At 69.7% G+C, this 23,949-nt stretch carries 18 protein-coding genes; 8 read left to right on the top strand and 10 right to left on the bottom strand.

Annotation, left to right across the window (positions count from 1 at the left end; translation table 11 throughout):
- Positions 1-82 precede the first annotated feature (82 nt).
- Positions 83-1,771: a thiamine pyrophosphate-binding protein gene (locus KF889_22970; GenBank protein MBX3502314.1), complete on the top strand. Its 1,689-nt coding sequence runs from the start codon at positions 83-85 to the stop codon at positions 1,769-1,771.
- 196 nt (positions 1,772-1,967) lie between these two features.
- Here KF889_22970 and KF889_22965 read toward each other — a convergent pair whose 3' ends face one another.
- The gene (locus tag KF889_22965) at positions 1,968-2,333 is read right to left on the bottom strand and encodes a response regulator (protein MBX3502313.1); all 366 of its coding nucleotides are present in this window, start codon (positions 2,331-2,333) and stop codon (positions 1,968-1,970) included.
- A complete protein-coding gene (locus tag KF889_22960; GenBank protein ID MBX3502312.1) occupies positions 2,330-3,388 on the bottom strand; it encodes a PAS domain-containing protein in 1,059 nt (352 codons plus the stop codon). Before KF889_22960 ends, KF889_22965 begins: the two co-directional genes overlap by 4 nt.
- 66 nt (positions 3,389-3,454) lie before the next feature.
- Here KF889_22960 and KF889_22955 point away from each other — a divergent pair, with 66 nt between their 5' ends.
- Positions 3,455-3,676 (top strand): hypothetical protein, encoded by a 222-nt coding sequence (locus tag KF889_22955; protein MBX3502311.1) that lies wholly within the window; start codon positions 3,455-3,457, stop codon positions 3,674-3,676.
- Positions 3,677-3,841: 165 nt separating this feature from the next.
- On the opposite strand, the gene KF889_22950 is transcribed toward KF889_22955, so the two are convergent.
- A complete protein-coding gene (locus tag KF889_22950; GenBank protein ID MBX3502310.1) occupies positions 3,842-4,906 on the bottom strand; it encodes a 2-dehydropantoate 2-reductase in 1,065 nt (354 codons plus the stop codon).
- A gap of 210 nt (positions 4,907-5,116) precedes the next feature.
- Between KF889_22950 and KF889_22945 the strand changes: the two genes are divergently transcribed.
- Together KF889_22945 and KF889_22940 are read left to right on the top strand one after the other, a co-directional pair.
- A complete protein-coding gene (locus tag KF889_22945) occupies positions 5,117-5,953 on the top strand; it encodes a TauD/TfdA family dioxygenase (GenBank protein ID MBX3502309.1) in 837 nt (278 codons plus the stop codon).
- Positions 5,954-6,097: 144 nt separating this feature from the next.
- On the top strand, positions 6,098-6,955 hold the full coding sequence (locus KF889_22940) for an isocitrate lyase/PEP mutase family protein (GenBank protein ID MBX3502308.1): 858 nt from the start codon (positions 6,098-6,100) through the stop codon (positions 6,953-6,955).
- 93 nt (positions 6,956-7,048) lie between these two features.
- Here KF889_22940 and KF889_22935 read toward each other — a convergent pair whose 3' ends face one another.
- The 7 genes from KF889_22935 to KF889_22905 all read right to left on the bottom strand — a co-directional run bounded on the left by KF889_22935 (position 7,049) and on the right by KF889_22905 (position 16,621).
- Positions 7,049-8,617, bottom strand: a complete 1,569-nt coding sequence (locus tag KF889_22935) for a DUF4350 domain-containing protein (GenBank protein ID MBX3502307.1) — start codon at positions 8,615-8,617, stop codon at positions 7,049-7,051.
- A gap of 4 nt (positions 8,618-8,621) precedes the next feature.
- On the bottom strand, positions 8,622-9,068 hold the full coding sequence (locus KF889_22930; GenBank protein ID MBX3502306.1) for a DUF1772 domain-containing protein: 447 nt from the start codon (positions 9,066-9,068) through the stop codon (positions 8,622-8,624).
- 139 nt (positions 9,069-9,207) lie between these two features.
- On the bottom strand, positions 9,208-10,893 hold the full coding sequence (locus KF889_22925) for an amidohydrolase family protein (GenBank protein MBX3502305.1): 1,686 nt from the start codon (positions 10,891-10,893) through the stop codon (positions 9,208-9,210).
- Between the two features lie 82 nt (positions 10,894-10,975).
- Positions 10,976-12,049, bottom strand: a complete 1,074-nt coding sequence (locus tag KF889_22920; protein ID MBX3502304.1) for an acyl-CoA dehydrogenase family protein — start codon at positions 12,047-12,049, stop codon at positions 10,976-10,978.
- Between the two features lie 149 nt (positions 12,050-12,198).
- Positions 12,199-13,359: an acyl-CoA/acyl-ACP dehydrogenase gene (locus KF889_22915; GenBank protein ID MBX3502303.1), complete on the bottom strand. Its 1,161-nt coding sequence runs from the start codon at positions 13,357-13,359 to the stop codon at positions 12,199-12,201.
- A gap of 19 nt (positions 13,360-13,378) precedes the next feature.
- The gene (locus tag KF889_22910) at positions 13,379-14,743 is read right to left on the bottom strand and encodes an MFS transporter (protein MBX3502302.1); all 1,365 of its coding nucleotides are present in this window, start codon (positions 14,741-14,743) and stop codon (positions 13,379-13,381) included.
- A 90-nt stretch (positions 14,744-14,833) separates the two neighbouring features.
- Entirely contained in the window at positions 14,834-16,621 is a 1,788-nt protein-coding gene (locus KF889_22905; GenBank protein MBX3502301.1) for an ABC transporter substrate-binding protein, read from the bottom strand.
- 129 nt (positions 16,622-16,750) lie between these two features.
- On the opposite strand from KF889_22905, the gene KF889_22900 reads away from it, so the two are divergent.
- The 4 genes from KF889_22900 (at position 16,751) to KF889_22885 (ending at position 23,931) form a co-directional block, all read left to right on the top strand.
- Positions 16,751-18,997 carry a TonB-dependent hemoglobin/transferrin/lactoferrin family receptor gene (locus tag KF889_22900; GenBank protein ID MBX3502300.1) on the top strand — a complete coding sequence of 749 codons (2,247 nt, stop codon included), beginning with the start codon at positions 16,751-16,753 and terminating at the stop codon, positions 18,995-18,997.
- Between the two features lie 22 nt (positions 18,998-19,019).
- Positions 19,020-20,108, top strand: coding sequence for a ChaN family lipoprotein (locus KF889_22895; protein ID MBX3502299.1), 1,089 nt, complete (start codon positions 19,020-19,022; stop codon positions 20,106-20,108).
- A 152-nt stretch (positions 20,109-20,260) separates the two neighbouring features.
- Positions 20,261-21,346: a microcin C ABC transporter permease YejB gene (gene yejB / locus KF889_22890; GenBank protein ID MBX3502298.1), complete on the top strand. Its 1,086-nt coding sequence runs from the start codon at positions 20,261-20,263 to the stop codon at positions 21,344-21,346.
- Complete coding sequence (locus KF889_22885; protein MBX3502297.1) at positions 21,343-23,931, top strand: ATP-binding cassette domain-containing protein; 2,589 nt, start codon at positions 21,343-21,345, stop codon at positions 23,929-23,931. The genes yejB and KF889_22885 overlap by 4 nt, the downstream gene beginning before the upstream one ends.
- The last annotated feature ends 18 nt before the right edge of the window (positions 23,932-23,949 follow it).

Below are 23,949 nucleotides of genomic sequence, written 5' to 3'. Positions count from 1 at the left end.
AACGACGGGCTGCCTCCCTGCGCACGACATTGCAGCGCCGCATTCGCAGAGTCAATCTGCGCGCGACAAAAAGGAGTGGATCATGAGCGTCGCCACCGACACCAAGGGTGCGAACACCATCACCGGGCGCAGCGCCTTCCTCGCGCTGCTCAAGGACGAGGGCGTGACGACCCTGTTCGGCAATCCCGGCACCACCGAGCTGCCGATCATGCATGCACTTCGCGAGCATCCCGATCTCGGCTACGTGCTGGGCCTGCAGGAATCGGTGGTGATCGCCATGGCCGATGGCTTCACCCGCGCCTCGGGCCGGCTCGCCTCGTGCAACGTGCATGTCGCGCCCGGCCTGGGCAACGCCATCGGTGCGATCTACACGGCGATGATGTCGGGCACGCCGATGATCGTCACCGCCGGCCAGCAGGAGCAGGGCCATGGGCTGACCGAGCCGCTGCTCTACGCGCCGCTGGTGCCGATCGCGACGCCGGTCGTGAAATGGGCCACCGAGGTGACGCGCATCGAGGATTTGCCGCGCATCATGCGCCGCGCCGCCAAGATCGCCACCACGGCGCCGACCGGCCCGGTGTTCATCTCGCTGCCCGGCGACATCCTCAACGACGAGGCGCCGCTCGATCTGGGCGAGTCGACGCGCGTCGACACCGCGGTGCGTCCCTCGGATGCCGCGCTCGAAGCCTTCGCCCGCCGGCTGCTGGCGGCGCGATCGCCGGTGATCGTCGCCGGCACGGAGATCGTCACCTCGGATGCGCTCGCCGAGTCGGCGCGCTTCGCCGAGCTGCTGGGTGCGCCGGTGTGGCAGCAGACGGTCAACACCGGCGCGCATTTCCTCTCCGAGCACGCCTGCTTCATGGGCTCGCTCAACCGCAACCAGCGCGCGGTGCGCGACATCCTGGCACCGCACGATGTGCTGCTCTGCCTCGGCGCCGACGTGCTGCAGATGTCGGTCTACAGCGAGATCGAGCCGCTGCCGGCGGACACGCGCGTGCTGCAGATCGGCCTGCGCGACTGGGAGATGGGCAAGAACTTCCCGGCCGAGATCGCCCTGCGCGCCGACGTCAGGGAGACGCTCAAGGCGCTGATCCCGGTGCTCGAGCGCCTGGGCGGTTCGGCCTTGGCGTCGAAGGCGCGCACCGCGATCGCCGGCTTCTCGCCGAAGAACTGGAGCGCCAAACGCGAGGCCAGGCGCCAGCAGACGGCTTTGCGCGTCGATGCCAGCCCGCTGCATCCGGAGTGGGTGATGATGCGGCTGTCGGAGCGCCTGCCCAACGACGCGATCGTCGTCGACGAGGGCCTGACCAGCGCCAACAGCCTGGTGAGCTACTGGCCGTTCCGCGACCGCTATTCCTATTTCGGCAATGTCAGCGGCGGCATCGGCTGGGGCATCGCCGCGGCCGTGGGCGTGCAGCTGGCGCAGCCCAAAAGGCGCGTCGTGGCGGTGATCGGCGACGGCAGCTCGATGTACGCCGTGCAGGCGCTGTGGAGCGCGGCGCACTACAAGCTGCCGGTGATCTTCGTGATCGCCAACAACGGCGGCTACCAGATCCTCAAGGACCGGCTGAAGCTGTTCCACGGCAACGACCAGCCGATCGGCATGGATTTCCGCGACCCGCCGATCGATTTCTCCGGCCTCGCCCGCGCCTTCGGCGTCACCGCGCGCCGCGCCACCACCGCCCTGGAGCTCGACGCCGCGCTTGACGCGGCGCTGGCCAAGACGGACGGGCCGACGCTGATCGAGACGATGGTCGGCAAGGCGACGTAAGCTCCCTTCCCCCGGAGGGGGAAGGGCGATCGCATATGGCGTTTTCCTCCCTCTCCCCGCTTGCGGGGAGAGGGTCGGGGTGAGGGGTCGTTTCAGATTGGGCACAGCCGTGGTGCGCCACTTGCGGCAGCCCCTCACCCCAACCCTCTCCCCGCACGCGGGGAGAGGGAGCAGAAGGAAGGCACAAACCTCAAACTCAAATCACCCCGGCCTTCTCCAGCACCTGCTTCAGATCGCCGAACATGAACGGCTTGTTGAGCGTCGGCACCCCGGCGTACTGGTCCTCGAGCACCTTGCCGCCGTAGCCGGTGGCGAAGGCGAAGGGGATGTTGCGGGCGCGCAGGATGTCGGCGACCGGGAAGCTGCGCTTGCCGTCGAGGTTGACGTCGAGCAGCACGAAATCGACCGCCTCGCCGGCGGCCAGCTTCAGCGCCTCGTCGAGATGACCGCAGATCCCCGCCACCTCCAGGCCGAGCTCGTCGAGGATGTCCTCGACCAGCATGGCCACCAGCATCTCGTCCTCGACGATCAGCACGCGGCGCTTGCGGGAGCCGGTGGTCAAGCTGAGCCCTCCTCGCGCAGGGAATCGAGCGGCGCCTCGATCGTGCAGACGACGCCCTCCGTTCGGTACTCGATCTTCACCCGCCCGCGCAACTCCGCCGCCAGCCCGCGCTCGATCAGCCGCGTGCCGAAGCCGCGGCGCGCCGGCGGCCTGACCGGCGGGCCGCCGCTTTCCTGCCAGCGCAGGCCGAAGCCCTCGCCGGCGATCCGCCAGGCGAGCGCGACGCGGCCGCTGTCCGCCGACAGCGCGCCGTACTTGGCGGCATTGGTGCCCAGCTCGTTCAGCGCCAGGGACAGCGCGACGGCGCTCTTGGGCCGCAGGCGGAAATCGGGGCCCTCGAGAGCGAAGCGCGCCCGGTCGGCGACGCCGTATGGCCGCAGCGACACCTCGATCACCTCGCGCAGGCCTGCGCCCTCCCAGTTGCGCTCGGTGAGCAGGGTGTGGACGTTGCCCAGCGCCTGCAGCCTGGCCTCGAAGCCGCGCTGCACCGCCAGCGGCACGCCACGGCCGGTCAGCGTCTGGCGCGCCATCGACTGCACGGTGGCCAGCGTGTTCTTGACCCGGTGGTTGAGCTCGTTGATCAAGAGCTCGCGATCCTCCTCGACCGTCTTGCGGTCGGTGACGTCGCGGAACACCACGCCCATGCCCTCGCCCAGCGGGAACAGCCGGTAGGCCAGCCAGCGGCCATAGATCAGCACCGACTGCGTCTCGGAGATCACGGTGGCGCGCGAGGCCATGGTGCGGCGGAACAGCTTGCCCAGCTCGGTGTCGGTGGCCGAGGGGAAGACGTCCCACAGCACGCGGCCCAGCACCGCCTCGGCCGGCAGGCCGAAATGGCGCGAGGCGGCCTCGTTGTAGCGCACGATGCGAAAGGCGCTGTCGAGCGCGTAGAAGCCCTCGCCGATGCCGTCGATCAGGCGGCTCAGCTCGCTCTCGCTGTCGAGCCCGACGCCGCCGCCCTTCAGCAGGCGCGCAAGATGGCCGGCCGCCTCCGCCGCGTCGCGGTAGCGACCGGACGAGATCGCCTCAGCGATCAGCGCCTCGAGCTCGGACATCGCCAAAAGACCGCAGGTCCCCCGTCGCCCCAACAGGCATGAACGCGCCCGAGGCTCAGGGGTTCCATTCTCGATGAAGCGGTGGAAGCTGTGCGTCGCCTGCCTTCGGACGATCAGGATGACATCGCGCGCGCTATCATCCAGCTCGCGGGTTCTGATCTTGCTGCGCCGCTTGTCCTCTCGTCTGAGGAGCGTGAGGCGATCGCCCGCTCCAAGGCCGCCGCTGACCGGGGTGGCTTCGCAACCGACGACCAGGTGCGAGCCGTGTGGGCCAAGCATGGCCTGTGAGGCCTCGGAGTTCGGAGTTGGCCATCGCGCTCCAACTACCTTCCCCCGGAGGGGGAAGGTGGCGCGAAGCGCCGGATGGGGGATGTCGAAGACGGACGCCGAGCATGTTGAGGCATCCCCCTTCCGCCCTTCGGGCACCTTCCCCCTCCGGGGGAAGGGAAGACGCTAGCCGCCCAGCAGGGCGGGGGCGGCCTTGATCTGCTGGCGTTCGACCTTCTTGACGATCTCGGTCAGCTTGACGTGCGCCGGCGCCTTGACGCCGATGTAGTCGCCGCGTTCGGCGATGTAGCCGTTCATGAACTCGATCTCGGTGCGGCGGCCCTTGCGGATGTCCTGGGCCATCGACGGGCGCTGGATGTCGGCGCGCGGGTTGGGATTGACGTTCGAGCCCGGGCGCAGGATCGACTCGATCTCGTCGAGCGCCGCCTTGTCGTTCTCCGAGGCCCTGGCCAGGGTCTCGGGATCGAGCTTGCCGATCTTCTCGATGTGGTAGCCCAGCGCCTGGCCGACGCGCACCGCCTCGCCGCCGAGCTGGATTGAGAAGCGGCGGATGGTGTCGTTGCGATCGCAGTCGGAGCCGGTCAGGCCGGTCGCCGCCGAGACGCCGTTCTTCATGCCGTTCTGGCACAGCTTGGACCAGCGCTCGCCCCACAGGTTGGTCGTGGTCTTGGCGCTGTCGATCATGCCGACCATCTCGCGCAGCTCCTCGACGCGTTTGGTGATGCGGCCATGCACCTCGCCGACGCGGAACACCGTGTGCTTGTCGCCGCCCTTGGCCACGGTGCGGCGGATGGTGGCCGGCTCGTACATGTCGACCGAGATCAGCGAGGCGACCATGCCCACGGTCTTGCCCCAGCCGACCATGCCGGCGATGCGCTCCTCGTTGAGGCAGTTCTGCAGCGAGACCACATAGCCATCGGGCGAGAGATACTGGCGGATCATCGCCGTCGCCCATTCGGTGTCGTAGGACTTCACCGCGACGAAGGCGATGTCGATCGGCTTCTGGCGGGAAAGATCCTGCAGCTCGGTGATGTGCATGGTCCTGGCCTTGGTGACCGTGAACTTCTCCTCGGGCGTCACGCCGTCGAGCATCAGGCCGCGCTTGCGGATCGCCTCGATGTTCTCCGGCCACATGTCGATCAGGGTCACGTCGTGCCCGTTCTGCGCCAGATAGCCGCCGACATAGCCGCCCAGCGCGCCGACGCCGACCACCGCGATCCGCTTGCCCATCGAGTCCTCCCTTGCTTCGCCGGCAGAGTAGTATCGCCGGCCCGCCTCGCGGAAGGCATGTTCGGCGGGGCTGCCATGCCATGGGCCGGCGGCGGGGCCGTGGTACAAGTCGCCTGTCATCCCGAGCGCAGCGAGGGATCCAGGGTCGGCCTGGATCCCTCGCTGCGCTCGGGATGACAGATGGAGGGGTCCCCGATGGGCTACGAGACGATCGAGGTAAAGAAGCTGGCGGGCGCGCTGGGCGCCGAGGTGGGCGGCGTCAGGCTGAAGTCGGTGCAGGACAACCGCACCTGGGCCGAGATCAACCGCGCCTTCCTCGACCACAAGGTGCTGGTGTTCCGCGACCAGAATCTCAGCCCCGACGACATCATGGCCGTGGGCGGCCGCTTCGGCGAGCCGACCTACTACCCGTTCGTCACCGGCATGGATGGCTATCCCTACATCTTCGAGGTCATCAAGGAGCCCGCCGAGACGCGCAATTTCGGCGGCGGCTGGCACTCCGACACGACCTATCTTCAGAAGCCGCCGCTGGCGACGTTGCTCTACGCCGTGGAGACGCCGCAATCCGGCGGCGACACGGTGTTCGCCGATACCGCGGCGGCCTACGACACGCTGAGCGCGGGCATGAAGCGCCTGATCGATCCGCTCAAGGGCATCTACAGCGCCGGCCTGAAGCGCTCCGGCGGCCGCGCCAACATCTCCCGCCAGGTCGGCGGCATGAAGATCCGGAATGCCGAGCAGGCCGACAGCTACGAGGCGATCCATCCCATCGCGCGCACCCATCCCGGCACCGGCCGCAAGGCATTGTACGTCAGCAAGGGCCACACGATCTGCATCGAGGGCATGAGCGAGGACGAAAGCCGGCCGCTGATCGACTACCTCGCCGAGCACTCGACGCGGCTGGAGTTCACCTGCCGCGTGCGCTGGGAGCCGGGAACGCTCACGGTCTGGGACAACCGCTGCACCCAGCACAACGCGATCAACGACTATCACGGGCAACGGCGGCGCATGCAGCGGCTGACGGTGGGCGCCGAAGTGCCGGCCTGATCCCTTCTCCCCGCGAAGGCGGGGAGAAGGTGCCGAGCGTCAGCGAGGCGGATGAGGGGCTTCGCGACCGAGCAACAAGCCCCTCATCCGCCCTTCGGGCACCTTCTCCCCGCCTTCGCGGGGAGAAGGAAAAAAGGGGGACACATGAACTGGACCGACCGGCGCCGGCGATTCCGCGCCATCCTCGCGGGCGAGCGCTGCGTGCATCCGGGCTCGGTGGTCGACGCGATCTCCGCGCGCATCGCCGAGGATCTCGGCTTCGAGGTCGGCATGTTCGCCGGCTCGACCGCCTCGCTCACCGTGCTGGGCGCGCCCGACCTGATCGTGCTGACCTTGACCGAGTTCGCCGCCCAGGCCTACCGCATCAACCGCGCCGGCAACCTGCCGCTGCTGGTCGACGCCGATCACGGCTATGGCAACGCGCTCAACGTCCAACGCACGGTGCAGGAGCTCGAGACCGCGGGCGTCGCCGCGCTCAGCATCGAGGACACGCTCTTGCCGCGTGCCTATGGCGAGACGCAGCCGACCTTGATCTCGATCGAGGAAGGAATCGGCAAGATGAAGGGCGCGCTCGCCGGCCGGCAGGATCCCGACCTGGTGATCTGCGGCCGCACCAGCGCCGTGCAGATCACCTCGGTCGAGGATTGCATCGCGCGCTGCAGGGCGTACGAGGCGGCGGGCGTCGATGCGCTGTTCCTCGTCGGCCTGCGCACCCGCGCGCAGCTCGAGGCGATCGCCGCCGCCACCACCCTGCCGCTGGTGATGGGCGGCGGCGGGCCCGAGCTGAGCGACCGCGACTATCTCGCCAGCAAGCGCGTGCGCGTGGCGCTGCAGGGCCACCAGCCGATCATGGCGGCGATCCAGGCGACCTACGCGACGCTCAAGGCGCTGCGCGACGGCACGCCGCCCGGCAAGCTCACCGGCCTCGCCCCGCCCGACCTGATGAAGCGCGTCACCCGCGACGCCGACTACGAGCGCTGGACGAAGGAGTTCTTGGGCTGAGCCCTTCCCCTGGAGGGGGAAGGTGCCCGAAGGGCGGAAGGGGGATGTCGAAGCCGAACCCAGGAGTCCGTCTTCGACATCCCCCTTCCGTCGCTACGCGCCACCTTCCCCCTCCAGGGGAAGGAAATACCGGTCCAGCACGTTGCGCGTGATCTGCTCGACGAAGGGATTGCCTGACGCCAGGCCGTAGGCCCACTCGGTGGTGCCGCCGTTGAACACCTCGCCCTTGCCGCGGCTGAACGACGCCATCACCGCATGCCCGCGCATCATGCGCGCGCGGTTGGCGGGCGAGTCGAAGCCGGCATAGGCGCGCGTCAAGGTCGGCCACGCCTCGGGCGGTACCAGGCGCTTGTAGGGCGCGTGCTCGGGCTCGGCCAGGGTCGCGGGCGCGGTGCAGATGATCTCCAGATCGGCGGGCACGCCCAGCCGGGCGACGGCGCGCGGCAGGCCGTCGTCGCCGATGGTGAAGGCGCAGCCGTCGTTCTCGTAGGCGACCAGCCGGCAATCGTCGCCGAACACGTCGCCCCAGTAGAGATCGGCGTCCTTCAGCGCCCAGTGATCCTCGCGCCATACCGTGTAGCCGGCGACGCCGCGGCCGACGCAATTGGCGAAGCGGTGATAGCCGCCGAACAGGAACGACAGCCCGGTGAGCGACGCCTCCGGCCGGCCGACCCACGGGCTCGACCACAGCCCCGAGGTGAGATGCCGGCGCGCCGGGTCGGCGGCCAGCTCATCATCGTCCTCGGCGCGGCCCTTGTGGGCGACGAAGCGGCGCCCGCCGTCCTCCCAGCGGCACTGCCAGTAGCAGGTATTGCCGGAGAAGATCGCAAGCCGGCCGCCGTCATCGACGAAGCGCTCGACCTCGGCGCGCTGGTTGAAGCTCCAGTACTCGGAATGGCCGACGACGATGACGGCGCGATAGCCCTCCAGCGCGCGCGGCTCGGCGTCGAGATCGGAATCGGTGAGATAATCGAGCGCATAGCCGGCGCCCTCGGCCCAGGCGGTGAAGGCGTGCTCCCATTTGTCGAGATAGCCGGCCGGGCAGTCCCAGCCATTGCCGCCGGCCTTGATCTCGTCGCTGACCTCGCCGCCGAAGGGCCGCTCACCGAAATCGCGGCGGCGCTTGGTGGCGATGCGATGGGTCGGCGAGCGCGGCCGCAGCAGCCCGGCGGAGAATGGCCGCTCGGCCGACAGCACGCCGGCCACGACGCGCTCGGCCTCGGCCGGCTCGCGCGCCGGATGCGGGCCGCCGACCCAGGTATAGGTGTTGGCACCGCCCCACCAGTTGTAGGCCTGGTAGGTGTTGGTCGCGAGCACGATGGCCGCCGGCGCCGTCGGCTTCGCCGCCTTTACCACCAGCATGTGGCGCGCCGTGGCGCCGTCGTCGGCGCGCAGAACGATGTCGTAGTAGCCGCTTTGCCAGTCGGCCGGCACGGTGAGCCGCATCGTCTCGGGCCAACCGCATCCCGCGACGTGCACCTTGTCAGGCACGGCATGCGGCGCGATGGCGATGCCCTCGATGCGCCGCACCTGGCGCCGCCCGCCTGCCTCGCGCGTGATCTCGATCGAGCAGCGTCCGCCCGTGCCGGCGATATGCAGGCCGACGCTTTCGCCAGGCCGGGCGCTCAAGCGGTCGGCGTAGCACCAAAGCCAGGATGTCATGCGGCTACCGGTACGATGCCCAGAAGAAGAAGGCGGTGCCGATCACGCCCAGCACCGTGCGCACCGCATGCAGCGTGCCCCAGCGGCGGATCATGTCGGTCGTGGCGGGGCTGGCGTCGGCCTCGGTCATCGCCATCAGCTTCTTGTTGAGCGGCGCCATGACGAGCAGGGTGTAGGGCCAGTTGGCCAGCATCACCAGCGCGCCGGCCAGCCAGCGCCAGGCGCGCGCGTCCTGCAGGCCGCCCATGTCCCACCACGCCACCACGCCCAGCGCGAAGGCGATCGCGGCCAGCGGCCCCTGCATGGCGTAGCCGCGGCGATAGGCCGGCTGCCACTGCATCAGCGCGGCGCGGTCGTCGAGGTTCAGCCGCGCCGGCTGCTCGCCGACGCTGACGTAGAACGCCGCGCCGGTGAACATGGCGGCGGAGATCAGGGCGAGGGACGTCGGCAGCAGCATGGATTCCCCTAGCGCGCATCCTGGGTGAATTGAATCACTCTGTCGTTCCGAGCGCGGCGAGGAATCCAGGCGTCCTCCCTGGATTCCTCGCTGCGCTCGGAATGACAGTTGAATCGCATGAACGAACTCCGCTCTAGCGAACCAGCCGGCCCGGCAGGGCGCCGGTGTGCTCGTCGTCGCGCAGCGTCTCGCTGCCGGCGACGAAGACGTGGCGATAGCCTTCGGCGCGCTGCACCAGGCGCTTGCCGCCGGCCGGCAGGTCGTAGGCAACCTTCGGCTTCAGCACGCGCAGGCGATCGAACTCGATGACGTTGATGTCAGCCTTCAGGCCCGGCGCCAGCAGGCCGCGGTCGGACAGGCCATAGGCCATCGCCGTGTCGCGCGTCTGGCGCTTCACCAGGAACTCCAGCGGCAGCCTCTGCCCGCGACTGCGGTCGCGGCCCCAATGGCTCAGCAGGGTCGTGGGCGAACTGGCATCGCAGATCGTGCCGACATGCGCGCCGCCATCGGCGACGCCGATCACGGTGGCCGCGTCGGTCAGCATCTCGCGCACCACCTCGAGATCGCCGCCGCTGTAGTTCTCGAAGGGATGCATCAGCAGGCCGCTGCCGTCGTCGGCCAGCAGCAGCTCGAGCGCCAGCTCGCGCGCGTCGCGGCCGGCGCGTTGGGCCTGCGCCGCGACGCTCATGCTGGCGTCCGGCTCGTAGTCGGGCCGCTCGCCCAGCGGATAGACGCGGTCCAGCGTGATGCCCAGCCGCGCCACCTTGCCCTCGGGCGGCGGCGCGATCAGCGCGCGGCGCAGTTCGGCGTCGGCCTTCAGACGCGCCACGCGCTCGGCATGCGGCAGCTTCGCCAGCGATCTCCAGGCGTCGCTGATCAGGAACGGATGCACCGAGGTGTCGAGCCCCATCAGCACGCCGATGGCGCGCGAGCCGACCTGGGCGTTGGCCTCCAGGCCATCGGCGCGCGCGGCGTGGATCTGCGCCAGGGTCTCGCGCCACAGATTGGGCTCGGCCTGCACCTGCACCAGCAGGCACGACAGCGGCCGGCCGGAGATCGCCGCCGCGGCGCGCAGCGCCTCGAACTCGCCCGGCCCGAAATCGGAGTTCACCTCCAGCACGCCGCGCCCGGCGCGCTTCATGGCACGCGCCAAGGCGAAGAGCTCGGGCTCGCGCGCCGAGAGGCTGGGCGTGAGCCTTCCGTCGCGTGCCTTGTGCTTGGTGGTGCGCGAGGTGGTGAAGCCCAGCGCGCCGGCCTTCAGCGATTCCTCCAGCAGGACGCCCATGCGTTCCATCTCGGTTTCGCTCGGCGCCTCGGCATGCTCCGCACCGCGCTCGCCCATGACGTAGAAGCGCAGCGCCGCGTGCGGCACCTGGGCACCGATGTCGATAACGCGCGGCATGGCGGCCAGCGCGTCGAGATATTGCGGGAAGGATTCCCAGTCGAACGACACGCCCTCGGCCAGCACGGTGCCGGGGATATCCTCGACGCCTTCCATCAGGTTGATCAGGTAATCGGTGCTGCCCGGCCGCACCGGCGCGAAGCCGACGCCGCAATTGCCGAACACCGCCGTGGTCACGCCGTGCCACGAGGATGGCGTGAGATACGGATCCCAGGTCGCCTGGCCGTCGTAGTGGGTGTGGATGTCGACGAAGCCCGGCGTCACCAGCAGGCCGTCGGCGTCGACCACGTGCCTCGCCGCGCCGACATCCCGGCCGACGGCGGCAATCACGCCACCCGCGACCGCGACATCGGCCGTGCGCGAGGGCGCACCGCTGCCGTCGATCACCGTGCCACCGCGGATCACCAGATCATGCATCGCCCGCTCCTGCCGACCATGACGGCATCATAGCCGGTGAACACCGGAATTGCCGCTGCTGTTAGGACATGACTGGTTCATGTCAGGAGCCCGCGATGAAGTCCGCGCCCAGGCGCATCAGGCGCGCCTGTCGCGGACCCTGCGCGATGGTCTGGGAAAAGGCGATATCGGCCAGCGCCAGGTCGACCTCGCGCAGCGCGGCGGCGTCGAGCCCGCCGCGCAAGCTGCGCAAGCGCTGCAGCAAGCGCGCCGCCTCGAGCCGGATGGCGATGGTGAGCGCGCCGGCCGGGAACTGGGCGGGCGGCGCGTCGAGCGAGAGCGCCGCGGCGCGCGCGCCCTGCTCCATCAGCGCCAGCGTCGCGGCGATCTCGCCCGCCGCGGCCTCGTCGCTGCTCGCCGTGGCCAGCGCACGGGCGACGAAGCCGCAGATGCCGACGCTGCCCGAGGCGCCGACCGCGTCCTCGACGTCGCGGAACGGCCGCGCCATCGCTTCGTAGGCCGCGTGCGCCGGCCCCAGCATCGCCTCGGCGGAAACGCGACAGCCGTCGAAGCGCAGGCGGCAATGCGGCGAGGGCCGGAGCGCGCCAAACGGCTCCATCGGCAGGATCGCAAGTCCCGACGTGGCTCTCGGCACAAGGAAGGCGCTGTAGCGCTTGCGCCCCGCCTCGACCGCGGTGATCGCCAGCACGATGAAGGCATCGGCCAGCGGTCCGTTGGTGACATAGGCCTTCTCGCCGTCGATCACGAAGCCGTCGCCGTCGCGCGTCGCGCTCGTCCTGAGATGCTTGGGATGCGCGCCGGCGCCGGGCTCGGAGATCGCCACCGCCAGGGTCAGCGCGCCGGATGCGAGGCCGGGCAGCAGCGCCGCCTTCTGCTCCTCGCTGCCGAAGCCGGCGATGAAGTAACGGCCGACCAGCTGGTGGCCGGTCCACGACATGGCGAAGCCGACGCAGCCGCCATGGGCCGCCAGGTCGTGCTCGGCGCGCGCGATGTCGGCATAGCCGCCGCCATCGCCGCCGAAGCGCGCCGGCAGGCCTGTGCGGAACAGCCCCGCATCAGCGAGCGCGCGCCAGGCGTCGCGCGGAAAGTCCTCCGACGCCGCGAAACCACGCCCGGCGACGTGGCACCGGGCGAAGTCGGTCATGGACAGGGTCATGTTGCCACCTTCATTTACCTTCCCCCGGAGGGGGAAGGTGGCGCGCAGCGCCGGATGGGGGGTGCCTCAACGAAACCGGTGTCCGTCTTCGACATCCCCCTTCCGCCCTTCGGGCACCTTCCCCCTCCGGGGGAAGGTAACGCCCGTCGCTACTTCACCGCCTCCAGGGTGCGGCGCGCGATCACCATGCGGTGGACCTCGCTGGGGCCCTCGTAGACCCGCATCGTCCGCACCTTCTGCATCATCAGCTGCAGCGGCAGCTCCTTGGTGACGCCCATGGCGCCGTAGGTCTGCATGGCGTGGTCGATCACCGAGGTCGCCATCTCGGTGGCGAAGACCTTGATCATCGAGGCCTCGGTGCGCACGTCGCGGCCGTCGTCGAGCTTGGCGGCGGCGTCCATCACCATCAGGCGGCAGGCGTGGATCTGGGTCGCGGCCTCGGCGATCCACCACTGGATGGCCTGGCGGTCGGCGAGCTTCTGGCCGAAGGTGACGCGCTGCTTGGCGTGGCTGCACATCATCTCCAGCGCGCGCCGCGCCATGCCGGTGCACCAGGCGCCCATCTGCAGGCGGCGGATGGTGAGCCGCAGCTGCATCGGCGCGAAGCCCTGGCCGATACGGCCCAGCACCTGCTCGTTGGCCACGCGGCAGTTCTCGAACACCACCTCGTAGGTGCGCTGGCCGCCCAGCATCGGGATCTCGCGCGCGACGATGAAGCCCGGCGTGCCCTTCTCGACGATGAAGGCGGTGACGCCGGCGTGGCGGCCTTCGCTGCCGGTGCGCGCCATGACGATGGTGAAATCGGCGTAGGGAACGCGGCTGATCCAGATCTTGCGCCCGTTGATCACCCAGGAATCGCCGTCCTGCGTCGCGCGCGTGGTCATGCCGGCGGGGTCGCCGCCGGCGCCCGGCTCGGAGATGGCGATCGCCGAGTGCGCCTCGCCCGCGGCGTAGGGATTCATGTAGCGGATCTTCTGCTCCGGACTGGCCACCGCCATCAGCATGTGCAGGTTGGGCGAATCCGGCGGGAAGGTGAACGGCACGCAGGTGCGGCCGAGCTCCTCGTTGATCGGCATCAGGGCGACAGCCGGCAGGTTGGCGCCGCCGATCTCCTCCGGCGCGTCGAGCGCCCACAGGCCGAGCTCGCGGCACTTCTTCAGCAGCGGCGCCTCCTCCTCCTCGGTCAGCGAGATCTTCTGGCCGGCGATCTCGCGCGCGAGCACGTTCTTCTCCAGCGGCATCAGCTCGTTGTCGACGAACTTCGCCACCACGTCGCGCAGCATCCTGTGTTCTTCGAGCATCTCGGCCATCGTTCCCTCCGATTCGAACTCAACGTAGCAGCCAGGCACCGCGCCGTGAAATCGCCGCCGCCAGCATCAGGACGGGCAGCGAGGCGGCGAACAGGAAGGTGACGCGGAAGCCCTCGAGGAAGTCGCGCGCGCCGTCCGAGGCGAGCACGAAGACCAGCGACAGGCCGGCGGCGCCCACGACGATGCCCAGGGTTCGGGTCAGGGTGGCGAGGCTGCCGGCGACGCCGCGATTCTCGCGCGGCAGGGTCGCGGTGACGATGTCGAGATAGGCGACCTGCAGCAGGCCGGTACCGAAGCCCTGCAGCAGCAGCGAGGTGACCATCGACCATACCGGCGGCGAGGCGCCCCAATGCGCCGTCCACAGCAGGCCGGCCGCGGTCAGCGCGCAGGCCAGCAGCGCCGTGGGATAGCGGCCCAGCGTCGCCGCGGTGCGCGCGCCCAGCGAGGAGCCGATGACGCCGCCGGTCGGTCCCATCGCCAGCACGAAGCCGCCGAGCAGCGGGCCGAGCGCGGTCTGGCGCGCGAGGAAGTAGGGCACCAGCAGCAGTGCTGCGAAGCCGGCGAGGTTGACCAGCGCGTTCAGCAGGTTGAGCAGCGAGAAATCGAACGAGCGGAAGACGCCCAGCGGCAGCATCGGCGCGCGGAACGTGCGCTCGCGTCGGATGAAGGCGGCGAGACCGGCCAGCGCGACCGCCGCGAGGATCGCTGCCAGCAGCGCCTCGCCGCGCCCCGCCCGGTTCAGCGCCAGCAGCAGCGCGACCAGGGTCGCCGCCAGCAGCACGGCGCCCAGCGCGTCGAACGGTTCGCGCATCGCGGCGCGCGGCGGCGCCGGCAGGTCGCGCAGCAGCACGAGCGGGATCAGGGCGATCGGCACGCGGAACCAGAAGACGCCGGGCCAGCCGAATTCCTGCACCAGCAGGCCGCCGAGCGAAGGGCCCAGCGCTCCGCCCAGCGCCATCATCGTGGCGTAGGCGCCCAGCGCGCGCATGCGGTGCTCCTCGGCGAACAGCGAGGTGATCAGCGCCGGCCCGCAGCTCAAGGTCAGCGCCGCGCCGACGCCCTGCAGCGCGCGCGCCGCCAGCAGCCATTCATAGACCGGCGCCAGGGCGCAAAGCGTGAAGGCGACGGCGACGCAGGCCAGGCCGAGGCGGAAGACCAGCGCGTGGCCGGCGAGATCGCCCATGCGGCCGAAGGCCAGCATCAGCGCCGAATGCGCGAGCATGTAGAAGATCACCACCCACTGGATGGCGTCGATCGGCAGGCCGAACGATGAGGTAATCGAAGGAAAGGCGATGTTGACCGAGGCGTCGAACGGCACCGTCGCCGAGCCGAGCCCGAGCAGCGCCGCCTGAACCACCGCATGACGCCGCTGGCGATCTTGCATGCGGCGATACTAGCAGCGCTGTCATCCCGAGCGCAGCGAGGGATCCAGGGTTGTCTTGGATCCCTCGCTGCGCTCGGGATGACAGCGAGGCTAGTCGCGGCGCCACCAGTATTCGAGGCCGTAGCCGAGGCCCGGCGCGCGATCGGGCCATGCGAACTTGTCCCAGATGGCGAGCTTGCGCGCCGCCTCCTGGTGGCCGGGCACGCCCAGGACATGCGCGCGCAGCGCCCGATCGAGCAGGCGGCCCCAGATCGCGATGCTCTCGTAGTCCTGCGCGCCGGCCAGGCGGTCGACCAGCGCGTCGACCAGCGGATCGTTCAGCCCCAGGAGGTTGTCGCCGCTGCCGTTGGGCCCGCCGGTGGAATGCCAGGCGACCTGCTGCTCGCTGCCCGGCCATTGCGAGGGGATGGTGAAGCGCTGGGTCATGTCGAAGCGGCGCTGGCGCAGGCGTTCGTTGTAGACGCTGGAATCGACCACCTCGAGCCGGCCTTCGATGCCCAGGCGGCGCAGCGCCCGGAACCAGTGGCCGAGCTGCAACGCCTGGCTCTGGGTCTGGGCCATGACGGCGAAGTCGAAAGCCCTGCCGCTCGCCTGGTGCCGCAGCCGGCCATCGACCAGCCGCCAGCCGGCCGCCTGCAGCAGCGCGAAGGCGCGCTCGAGATGGCGCCGGTCATGGCCGCTGCCGTCGGACACCGGCGGCATCGCCGCCTCGCCCCTCGGCATCAGCGCGGCGATCTGCGGCGGCAGGCTGGCCAGCGCCGCGCGCTCGGGCTCGGAGGGCAGGCCGCCGGCGGCCAGCTTCGTGTTCTGGAAGTAGCTGTAGCTGCGCTCGTAGCCGCCGTGGAACAGCACGCGGTTGGCCCATTCGAAGTCGTACATCAGGCTGAGCGCCTCGCGCACGCGGCGGTCGGCGAAGAGCGGCGAGCGCAGGTTGAACATGAAGCCGCTCATGCCGGTGCCGAACCAGTTGCGCTGCGCCAGGCGCCTGATCCGGCCGTCGCGCACCGGCTCGACATCGTAGGCGGTGGCCCAGTGGCGCGGATTGGCGTCGGCGTAGATGTCGACGTCGCCGGCCAGGAAGGCCTCGAACTGCGCCGTGCGGTCGCGTATCCAGACGATCTCGTGGCGATCGAAATTGTAGGCGCCGCGCATCGCCGGCAAATCGTCGCTCCACGTCATGCGCACGCGCTCGAGCACGATGCGCCGGCCGGCCTCGACCGTGGCGACGCGATAGGGGCCGCTGCCTAGCGGCGGCTCCAGGGTGGTGCTGCCGAAGGCGCGGCCCTGCCACCAGTGGCGCGGCAGCACCGGCAGCGAGGCGTACTCCAGCGCCAGCTGGCGCGGCCGAAACGACGGCAGATGCACGCGCAGGCGATGGCTGCCGAGCGCCTCCAGCCGCACGCGCGCGAGCACGCTACGATAGAACGGCCGGCCATGCTGGCGCAGCGCCTCGGCGGTGAACAGCAGGTCCTCGGTGGTGATCGGCTGGCCGTCGTGGAAGGTGGCGTCCTCGCGCAGCGCGAACTCGACCCAGCGTTCGCCCGCGCCCATGCGCACCGACTTCGCCAGCCAGGCATAGCCGGTGAGCGGCTCGTCCTGCGACGGCTTGAGCAGCGAGGCATGAACGTTGGTGTGCACCGCCACCACCGGCCGCCCCCTGATGACGTAGGTGTTGAGCGTGTCGAAGGTGCCCATCATCGACTGGCGCAGCGTGCCGCCTTGCGGCGCGAGCGGATTGGCATAGGCGAAGGCCTCGAAATCCGGGCCATAGCGCAGTGGTCCGCCGGTCGCGTTGAGCCCGTGCGCCGGCTCCTCGCCTTCGGCTCGCGCCGGACTTACCGCCACGGCAAGTAAGGTCAAAATGATAATGAGTCGCATTATCATTGAATCCTCTTCGATGTGCTGCTAGCACAGTAATGCGATTGCGAGTCGTTCGCACTATAAACTGCAGCATCGGAGGGGCGGATGCTTGGGTTGGGGGGAGCGCGACGGGGTCTTGCGCTGGGCATGATGGTGGTCGCAGCCGGGATCGTTCAATCGACCAGCGCACGGGCGCAGACGGCGTCGCCGGCCGGCGCCGATCCCGCGGTGCTGCTGCCGCCGATCACGGCCACCGCGACGCGCGGCGAGAAGAGCCTGATCGACACGCCGGCCAACGTCTCGACCATCGTGCGCGAGGAGATGGACCGGCGCATGCTGGTGACGATCGAGGATGCCGTGCGCAACCAGCCGGGCATCCAGGTCAACCGCCAGACCTCGGGCACCGATCCGTTCAAGAGCCTGGGCGGCTTCACCATCCGCGGCGTCGGCGGCAACCGCGTGCTGACCATGGTCGACGGCTCGCGCACCATCGAGCGCATCACCGACCAGACCCGCGACTTCGTCGATCTCAGCAACATGAAGAAGGTCGAGATCGTGCGCGGCCCGGCCTCGGTGCTGTGGGGTTCCGACGCGCTGGGCGGCGTGGTGGCGTTCACCACCAAGGATCCCGCCGACTACATCGCCCCCGGCCGCAACTGGGGCGTCCAGGTCGACAGCAACTTCAACAGCGTCAACACCGGCTTCACCAACACCGTCACCGGCGCCATCCGCGTCGATCACGTCGAGGCGATGCTGAGCTACACCAGGCGCGACGCCGAGCAGTACCGGCTGAGCAAGGCGCGCGCCGTCGGCGGCGTGTGGCCGTGCACGCGCGCGCCCGAGTCGCTGCCGTGCAACGAGCTCGACCCGGCCTGGATCTCGTCGAACTCGCTGCTCGGCAAGCTGGTCTGGAACGCCAACAACGGCCATCGCGTCAAGCTGACCGGCGAGTACTTCGACCGCGAGACCATGGTCGACCAGCTGTGGGACAACGGCCGTCCGGTCAACGCCAACGGCACCTTCGGCACCACCACGACGCTCGACTACATGCGCTGGCAGACGCTGCGCCGCTACCGCCTCGCGCTCGAGCACGAATGGAAGGCCGACCTGTCGTATCTCGACGCGCTGCGCTGGCAGGTCGGCTTCCATCCCCAGACGCTGAACCGCACCGGCCATCGCATCCAGCAGCTGGCCAACGGACAGCGCACCTTCCGCGACGATTTCCTGGGCTACCAGGAGTACTTCTACGAGCTCGACCTGCAGCTCAAGAGCTCGATCCAGCTCGCCTCGTGGATGAAGCACAGCTTCACCTACGGCTTCGCCGGCAGCCTGGCGCAGACCGACTACAGCAGGCGCGACATCCTCACCAACCTGACCACGGGCGCGACCACGACGACGGTCGCCGGCGGCTTCAACTTCGCCAACGCCAGCACCTGGCGCGCCGACGCCTATGTCCAGGACGAGATCGCGCTGTTCGGCGATCGGCTGCTGATCACGCCCGGCCTGCGCTTCTCGACCTATCGCATCCTGCCCCGGCCCGGCCCGGGCTATCGCCCGGTGGTCGGCGCCGAGCCGCGCAACATCTACGCCGACGACCTCTCGCTCAAGCTCGGCATCGTCTACAAGCTCGACAAGACCTTCTCGCTCTACGGCCAGTACGCCGAAGGCTTCAAGATGCCGACGGCGGAGCAGCTCTACACCTCGCTGCCCGGTACCGGCTTCAACCTGGTGCCCAACCCGACCCTGCGGCCGGAGCGGGTGAGGAGCTACGAGATCGGCGTGCGCGGGCAGTTGGAGAACGCCTTCTTCTCGATCAACGGCTTCCACGCCGACTACACCGACTTCATCCAGAACTTCGTGTCGATCCCCGGCACGACCGACATCACCTACCAGAACCTGTCGAGCCTGAAGCTGTGGGGCATCGAGGCGACCGGCGCCTGGCGCGTGACGCCGAACTGGGAGCTGAGCGCGGCGGTGTCGTACCAGTACGGCAACCAGCAGACCGACGCGACCTCGCCGGTCGTGCCCTACAACGGCGCCGAGCCGTGGAAGTTCGTCGGCGGCATCCGCTGGACCAAGCCGGAATGGGGCCTCGACGTCGACTTCGTCGGCACCTGGCAGACCGGCATCACCCGGGTGAGCGACACGCCGACGGTGCGCTACCGGCCGGCGGGATACACGGTGTTCGACATCACCGCCGCCTGGGAGGTGGCACCCGGCGTCACCCTGCGCGGCGCGGTGCTCAACATCTTCGACGCGCGCTACTTCCTGCCCTCTGTCGCCAACAGCTACGACCGCAATCCGTCGACGGCGGCGGTGGCCGCGACCAATCCGATCGAGCTGCAGACCCAGCCGGGCCGCCACTTCCGCCTCGGTCTCAGCGTCAAGTACTGAACCCAGACATCGCAGGACGATCATGAACGACGTCGCCCATACGCCCGACTTCCCCAAGGCCGCATGGTTCGCGCCCGCCAGGGCGCGGACCATTCCCGCCGCCGAGATCCTCGACGACGCGGCGAGAGCCGATGTCGTGATGCTGGGCGAGACTCACGACCGCGCCGAGATCCATCGCTGGCAGATGCATGTCTGCGCCGCCCTGCATGCCCGGCGGCCGAACATGGCGGTGGGCTTCGAGATGTTCCAGCGCCGCCAGCAGCCGGTGCTCGATCGCTGGGTCGCCGGCGAGCTCAGCACCGACGCTTTCCTGCTCGAGGCGGAGTGGTTCGATGTCTGGGGCTTCGATCCCGAGATCTACCTGCCGCTGTTCCACTTCTGCCGTCAGCACCGCGTGCGCATGCTGGCGATCAATTGCTACCGCGCGCTGGTCACGCGCGTGCGCAAGGAAGGCTGGGACGCGATCCCCGAAGCCGAGCGCGACGGGCTCACGCCCTCGGCGCCGCCGACCGAGGGCTATCGGCGGTACCTCGCCGACATCGTCGGCCGCGCCCTGCCCGCCGACGTGCGGTTCGACGGCTTCATCGCCGCGCAGCAGACCTGGGATCGCGCTTTTGCCGTCAACATGAAGCGCGCCCTCGAAGTCGCCGACCCCCCGCTGGTGATCGGCATCATCGGCCGCGGTCATCTCGAGTTCGGCCACGGCACGCCGCATCAGCTGCGCGACCTGGGCGTCGCCAACCAGCGCGTCCTGCTGCCGCACGAGGACGACCGGCCGCTCGCCCTCTCCTGCGCGCCGGGCATCGCCGACGCGATCTTCCATCTCGACACGGTCGAGCCGCCGGCCGCGCGCACCGCCAGCAGCGGCCTGCGCTGGGAAACCGGCTCGATGCCGCCGCTGGTCCAGTCCGTCGATGCCGACTCGCCCGCAGCGGAAGCCGGCGTGCTCGCCGGTGACCGCATCACCGCGATCGACGGCCTCGCCGTGGCAACGCCGGTTGACGCCTTCGGCATCCTGCGCCGCCAACCCGCCGGCCGGCGCGTAAGTCTTGCCGTTCAGCGCGACGGCCAGTCGCTCGATCTCGAACTGCACCTCGTCACGCGCACCTGATGCGTGTCGTCAGTCCATACCTTCCCCCGGAGGGGGAAGGTGGCGCGCGCAGCGCGACGGATGGGGGATGCCTCAACACGCTCCGCGTCCGTCTTCGACATCCCCCATCCGCCCTTCGGGCACCTTCCCCCTCCGGGGGAAGGTAAACCTCCATGGCCCGCTACGTCCTGCGGCGTCTGCTGCTGATGATCCCGACGCTGTTCGGGATCATGACGGTCAACTTCCTGATCATGCAGCTGGCGCCCGGCGGGCCGGTCGAGCGCTTCCTGTCGGAACTCACCGGCGGCGCGTCCGATCTCGAGTCGCGGCTGAGCGACGGCCTCTCGGACAGCACCGCCTCGCCCGACGCCACCTCGATCTATCGCGGTGCCGAGCGCCTGCCGCCCGAGTTGCTCGAGGAGATCGAGCGCATGCTGGGCTTCGACAAGCCGCTGCACGAGCGCTTCGTCGACACCATGGTGCGGCTCGCGACCTTCGATTTCGGCAAGAGCTTCTTCCGCGACGCGCGCGTCGTCGATCTCGTGCTCGAGCGCATCCCGGTCTCGGTGTCGCTGGGCCTGTGGAGCACCCTGCTGATCTACCTGGTCTCGATTCCGCTGGGCATGCGCATGGCGGCGCGGCGCGGCGGCGCCTTCGACACCGGCGCGCAGATCCTCACCCTGGTGACCTCGGCGATTCCCGCCTTCCTGATCGCCGTGCTGCTGATCGTGTTCTTCGCCGGCGGCCGCTTCCTCGACTGGTTCCCGCTGCGCGGCCTGGTGTCGGACGACTGGAGCTCGCTTTCCTGGCCGGCGCGCATCGCCGACTATCTCTGGCACATCACCCTGCCGACGCTCGCCATGGCGATCGGCGGCTTCGGCCCGCTGGTGCTGATGACGCGCAACGCCTTTCTCGACGAGCTGGGCAAGACCTATGTCATGGCCGCCCGCGCGCGCGGCGCCTCGCCGCGGGTCGCGCTGTGGAAGCACGTGTTCCGCAACGCCATGCTGATCGTGATGACCGGGCTGCCCGGCGCGCTGATCGGCATGCTGTTCGCCAGCGGCCTGCTGATCGAGGTGATCTTCTCGCTCGACGGGCTGGGCCTGCTGGGCTTCGAGGCGTCGCTGGGCCGCGACTACCCGCTGATGTTCGCCACGATCTACACGCTCACCCTGCTGGGGCTGCTGGTTAATCTTGCCGGCGACGTGGTGAGCGTGCTGATCGATCCGCGCATCGACTTCGCCGCCGGGCAGCGATGATCAGCCGGTTCTCGACTGCGGGCCGCATCCTCGCCACGGCCCGCCGCTCGCGCCGCGGCCGCATCGCGCTCACCACCCTGGGCGTCCTCCTGCTGCTGTCGCTCTGCGCCGACCTGATCGCCGGCGATCGGCCCTTGCTGCTGTCGGTCGACGGCAAGCTGCACTGGACATTGGCCGAGCGGCCGCTGGAGACCGATCTCGGCGGCAGCCTGCCGGTCGTCGCCGATTTCACCGACCCGCATGTCGTGGACCTGATCGAGCGCAATGGCTGGGCGATCTGGCCGCCGATCCGCTTCGGCGCCGACACGGTGAACTACGGGCTGACGGTGCCGGTGCCGGCGCCACCCTCAACGCAGAACTGGCTGGGCACCGACGACCAGGGCCGCGACGTGCTGGCCCGCCTGCTGCACGGCTTCCGCACCTCGCTGCTGTTCGGCCTGGCGCTGACGGCGCTCGCCACGCTGATCGGCGTCTTCGCCGGTGCCCTGCTGGGCTTCGCCGGCGGCTGGGTCGATCTCGTCGGCCAGCGCCTGATCGAGATCTGGAGCGGCCTGCCGATCCTGATGGCGCTGGTCATGATCTCCAGCGTCCTCGTGCCGGGCTTCTTCACCATCCTGCTCGTCATGCTGTCGCTGTCGTGGATGATGATGGTGTCCTTCGTGCGCACCGAGGCGCTCAGGATCCGCAAGCTCGACTATGTGCGCGCCGCCTTCGCCATGGGTGTGCCGCGCCGGGCGATCCTGTGGCGTCACGTCATCCCCAATTCGCTCAACGCCGTGATCGCGCTGATGCCGCTGACCTTGGCGGGCTCGATCGCGCTGCTGACCGGACTCGATTTTCTCGGTTTCGGCATGCCGGTGGGCTCGGCGTCGCTAGGTGAGCTGCTGGCGCAGGGCCGCAACAACCTGCAGACGCCCAGGCTGGCGATCATCGCCTTCGTCGTGCCCGCCGGCCTGCTGGTGCTGATCGGCATGGTCGCCGATTCGCTGCGCGACTCCGTGGACACGCGTCTGGCGCCGCCACGGCGATCGATCGACGCGATCTCGGCCGCCGTGCCCATCGCGACCGATGGTCCGGCGCCACTCCTGCGCATTGACAACCTTGCCGCCGCCTACGAGTCGCAGCGTCAGCGTGTCGAGGCCGTGCGCGGCACCTCTTTGTCGATCGAGGCGGGCGAGATCCTGGTGCTGGTCGGTGCCTCGGGCTCCGGCAAGTCGAGCCTGGCCGCGTCGATCCTCGATCTCGCCGGGCCGACCGCGGTGACGCGTGGCGCGTTCGTCTTCAAGGGCCAGCGGCTGGTTGCAGGCCAACTGGCCGGCGATCGTATTGGCATGATCTTCCAGGAGCCGACGGCGGCGCTCGATCCGCTGCAGAGCGTCGAGAGCGTGGTCGGCGAGTCGCTGCGCCTGCACCGCAATGCCGGCGGTCCCGCGCTGCGCGCCCGCATCGTCGAGCTGCTCGGCCAGGTCGGCTTCCGCGGCGGCGCGGCGCGCCTGGGCGCCCTGCCGCACGAGCTGTCGGGCGGCGAGCGCCAGCGCGTGATGATCGCTGCGGCGCTGGCGGCCGATCCCGACCTGCTGATCGCCGACGAGCCCACCGCCTCGCTCGACGCCCATGTCCGCGACCAGATCATCGATCTGCTGGCGCGACTGAACCGCGAACGCGGCCTCGCCATACTGATGGTGACGCACGACGCGCAGATCGCCCGGCGCGTCGCCCATCGCATCGCTGTCATGGAGGACGGCCGCGTCGTCGAGGTTGGTCCGGCATCGCAGCTGGTCGAGCGGCCTGTGCACGACGCGACGCGGCGGCTGTTCCAGGCGCCCTCGCACCTGCAGGTGGCGCGGCCGGCGCCCGACGGCGAGCCGATGCTGCGGGTCGACGACTTGCGCATCCGCTACACCACGCGGCGCGCCTGGCGCGACACCAAGGCAGCGCGCGATGCCGTCGACGGCGTGTCGTTCGTGCTGCATCGCGGGCGCACGCTGGGACTCGTCGGCCCGTCGGGCAGCGGCAAGTCGAGCATCGCCAACGCGCTCTGCGGCCTCGTCACGCCGGTCGGCGGCACGATCGCATGGGACGGAAGCGACATGGCGACGATGGCCAGGCAGGAGCGGCAGGAGCTGCGGCGGCGCGTGCAGATCGTCTTCCAGGATCCGCAGGGCGCGCTGTCGCCGCGGCTCACCATCGCCGACATCGTCGCCGAGGGCCTGCGCACGCACCGTCCCTCAAACCGCGCGACGCACCGCGCGCTGGTCGAGCAGGCGCTGCTCGATGTCGGCCTCGACGGCTCCTACGCCCATCGCTATCCCAACGAGCTGTCGGGCGGCCAGCGCCAGCGCGTGGCGCTGGCGCGCGCGATGGTGCTGCGGCCCGACCTGCTGATCCTCGACGAGCCGACCTCGGCGCTCGACCGCCATCTGCAGGTCGAGCTGCTGGAGTTCCTGCGCGGTCTGCAGCGGGAGACCGGCGTCGCCTACCTGCTGATCTCGCACGACCCCGAGGTCATCGCCGCGATGTGCGACGATGTGCTGGAGATGGGAAGAGGATGCCTTCCCCCGGAGGGGCAAGGTAGTCGCGTATAGCTTTCTTTCCTTCTCCCC

The organism is Alphaproteobacteria bacterium (assembly GCA_019635875.1).
GTDB lineage: Bacteria > Pseudomonadota > Alphaproteobacteria > Reyranellales > Reyranellaceae > JAFAZJ01.
The sequence above is the reverse complement of the archived record's forward strand: the minus strand, read 5'-3'. Positions and strand labels throughout refer to the sequence as shown.

Bases quoted from the DNA above. Each gene is read 5' to 3' on its own strand.
- KF889_22940 (MBX3502308.1), top strand. From the start codon at position 6,098: ATGAACTGGACCGACCGGCGCCGGCGATTCCGCGCCATCCTCGCGGGC.
- KF889_22960 (MBX3502312.1), bottom strand. From the start codon at position 3,388: ATGTCCGAGCTCGAGGCGCTGATCGCTGAGGCGATCTCGTCCGGTCGC.
- KF889_22885 (MBX3502297.1), top strand. From the start codon at position 21,343: ATGATCAGCCGGTTCTCGACTGCGGGCCGCATCCTCGCCACGGCCCGC.
- KF889_22950 (MBX3502310.1), bottom strand. From the start codon at position 4,906: ATGGGCAAGCGGATCGCGGTGGTCGGCGTCGGCGCGCTGGGCGGCTAT.
- KF889_22895 (MBX3502299.1), top strand. From the start codon at position 19,020: ATGAACGACGTCGCCCATACGCCCGACTTCCCCAAGGCCGCATGGTTC.
- KF889_22900 (MBX3502300.1), top strand. From the start codon at position 16,751: ATGATGGTGGTCGCAGCCGGGATCGTTCAATCGACCAGCGCACGGGCG.
- KF889_22920 (MBX3502304.1), bottom strand. From the start codon at position 12,049: ATGACCCTGTCCATGACCGACTTCGCCCGGTGCCACGTCGCCGGGCGT.
- KF889_22915 (MBX3502303.1), bottom strand. From the start codon at position 13,359: ATGGCCGAGATGCTCGAAGAACACAGGATGCTGCGCGACGTGGTGGCG.
- KF889_22935 (MBX3502307.1), bottom strand. From the start codon at position 8,617: ATGACATCCTGGCTTTGGTGCTACGCCGACCGCTTGAGCGCCCGGCCT.
- yejB (MBX3502298.1), top strand. From the start codon at position 20,261: ATGGCCCGCTACGTCCTGCGGCGTCTGCTGCTGATGATCCCGACGCTG.
- KF889_22905 (MBX3502301.1), bottom strand. From the start codon at position 16,621: ATGCGACTCATTATCATTTTGACCTTACTTGCCGTGGCGGTAAGTCCG.
- KF889_22925 (MBX3502305.1), bottom strand. From the start codon at position 10,893: ATGCATGATCTGGTGATCCGCGGTGGCACGGTGATCGACGGCAGCGGT.
- KF889_22970 (MBX3502314.1), top strand. From the start codon at position 83: ATGAGCGTCGCCACCGACACCAAGGGTGCGAACACCATCACCGGGCGC.
- KF889_22910 (MBX3502302.1), bottom strand. From the start codon at position 14,743: ATGCAAGATCGCCAGCGGCGTCATGCGGTGGTTCAGGCGGCGCTGCTC.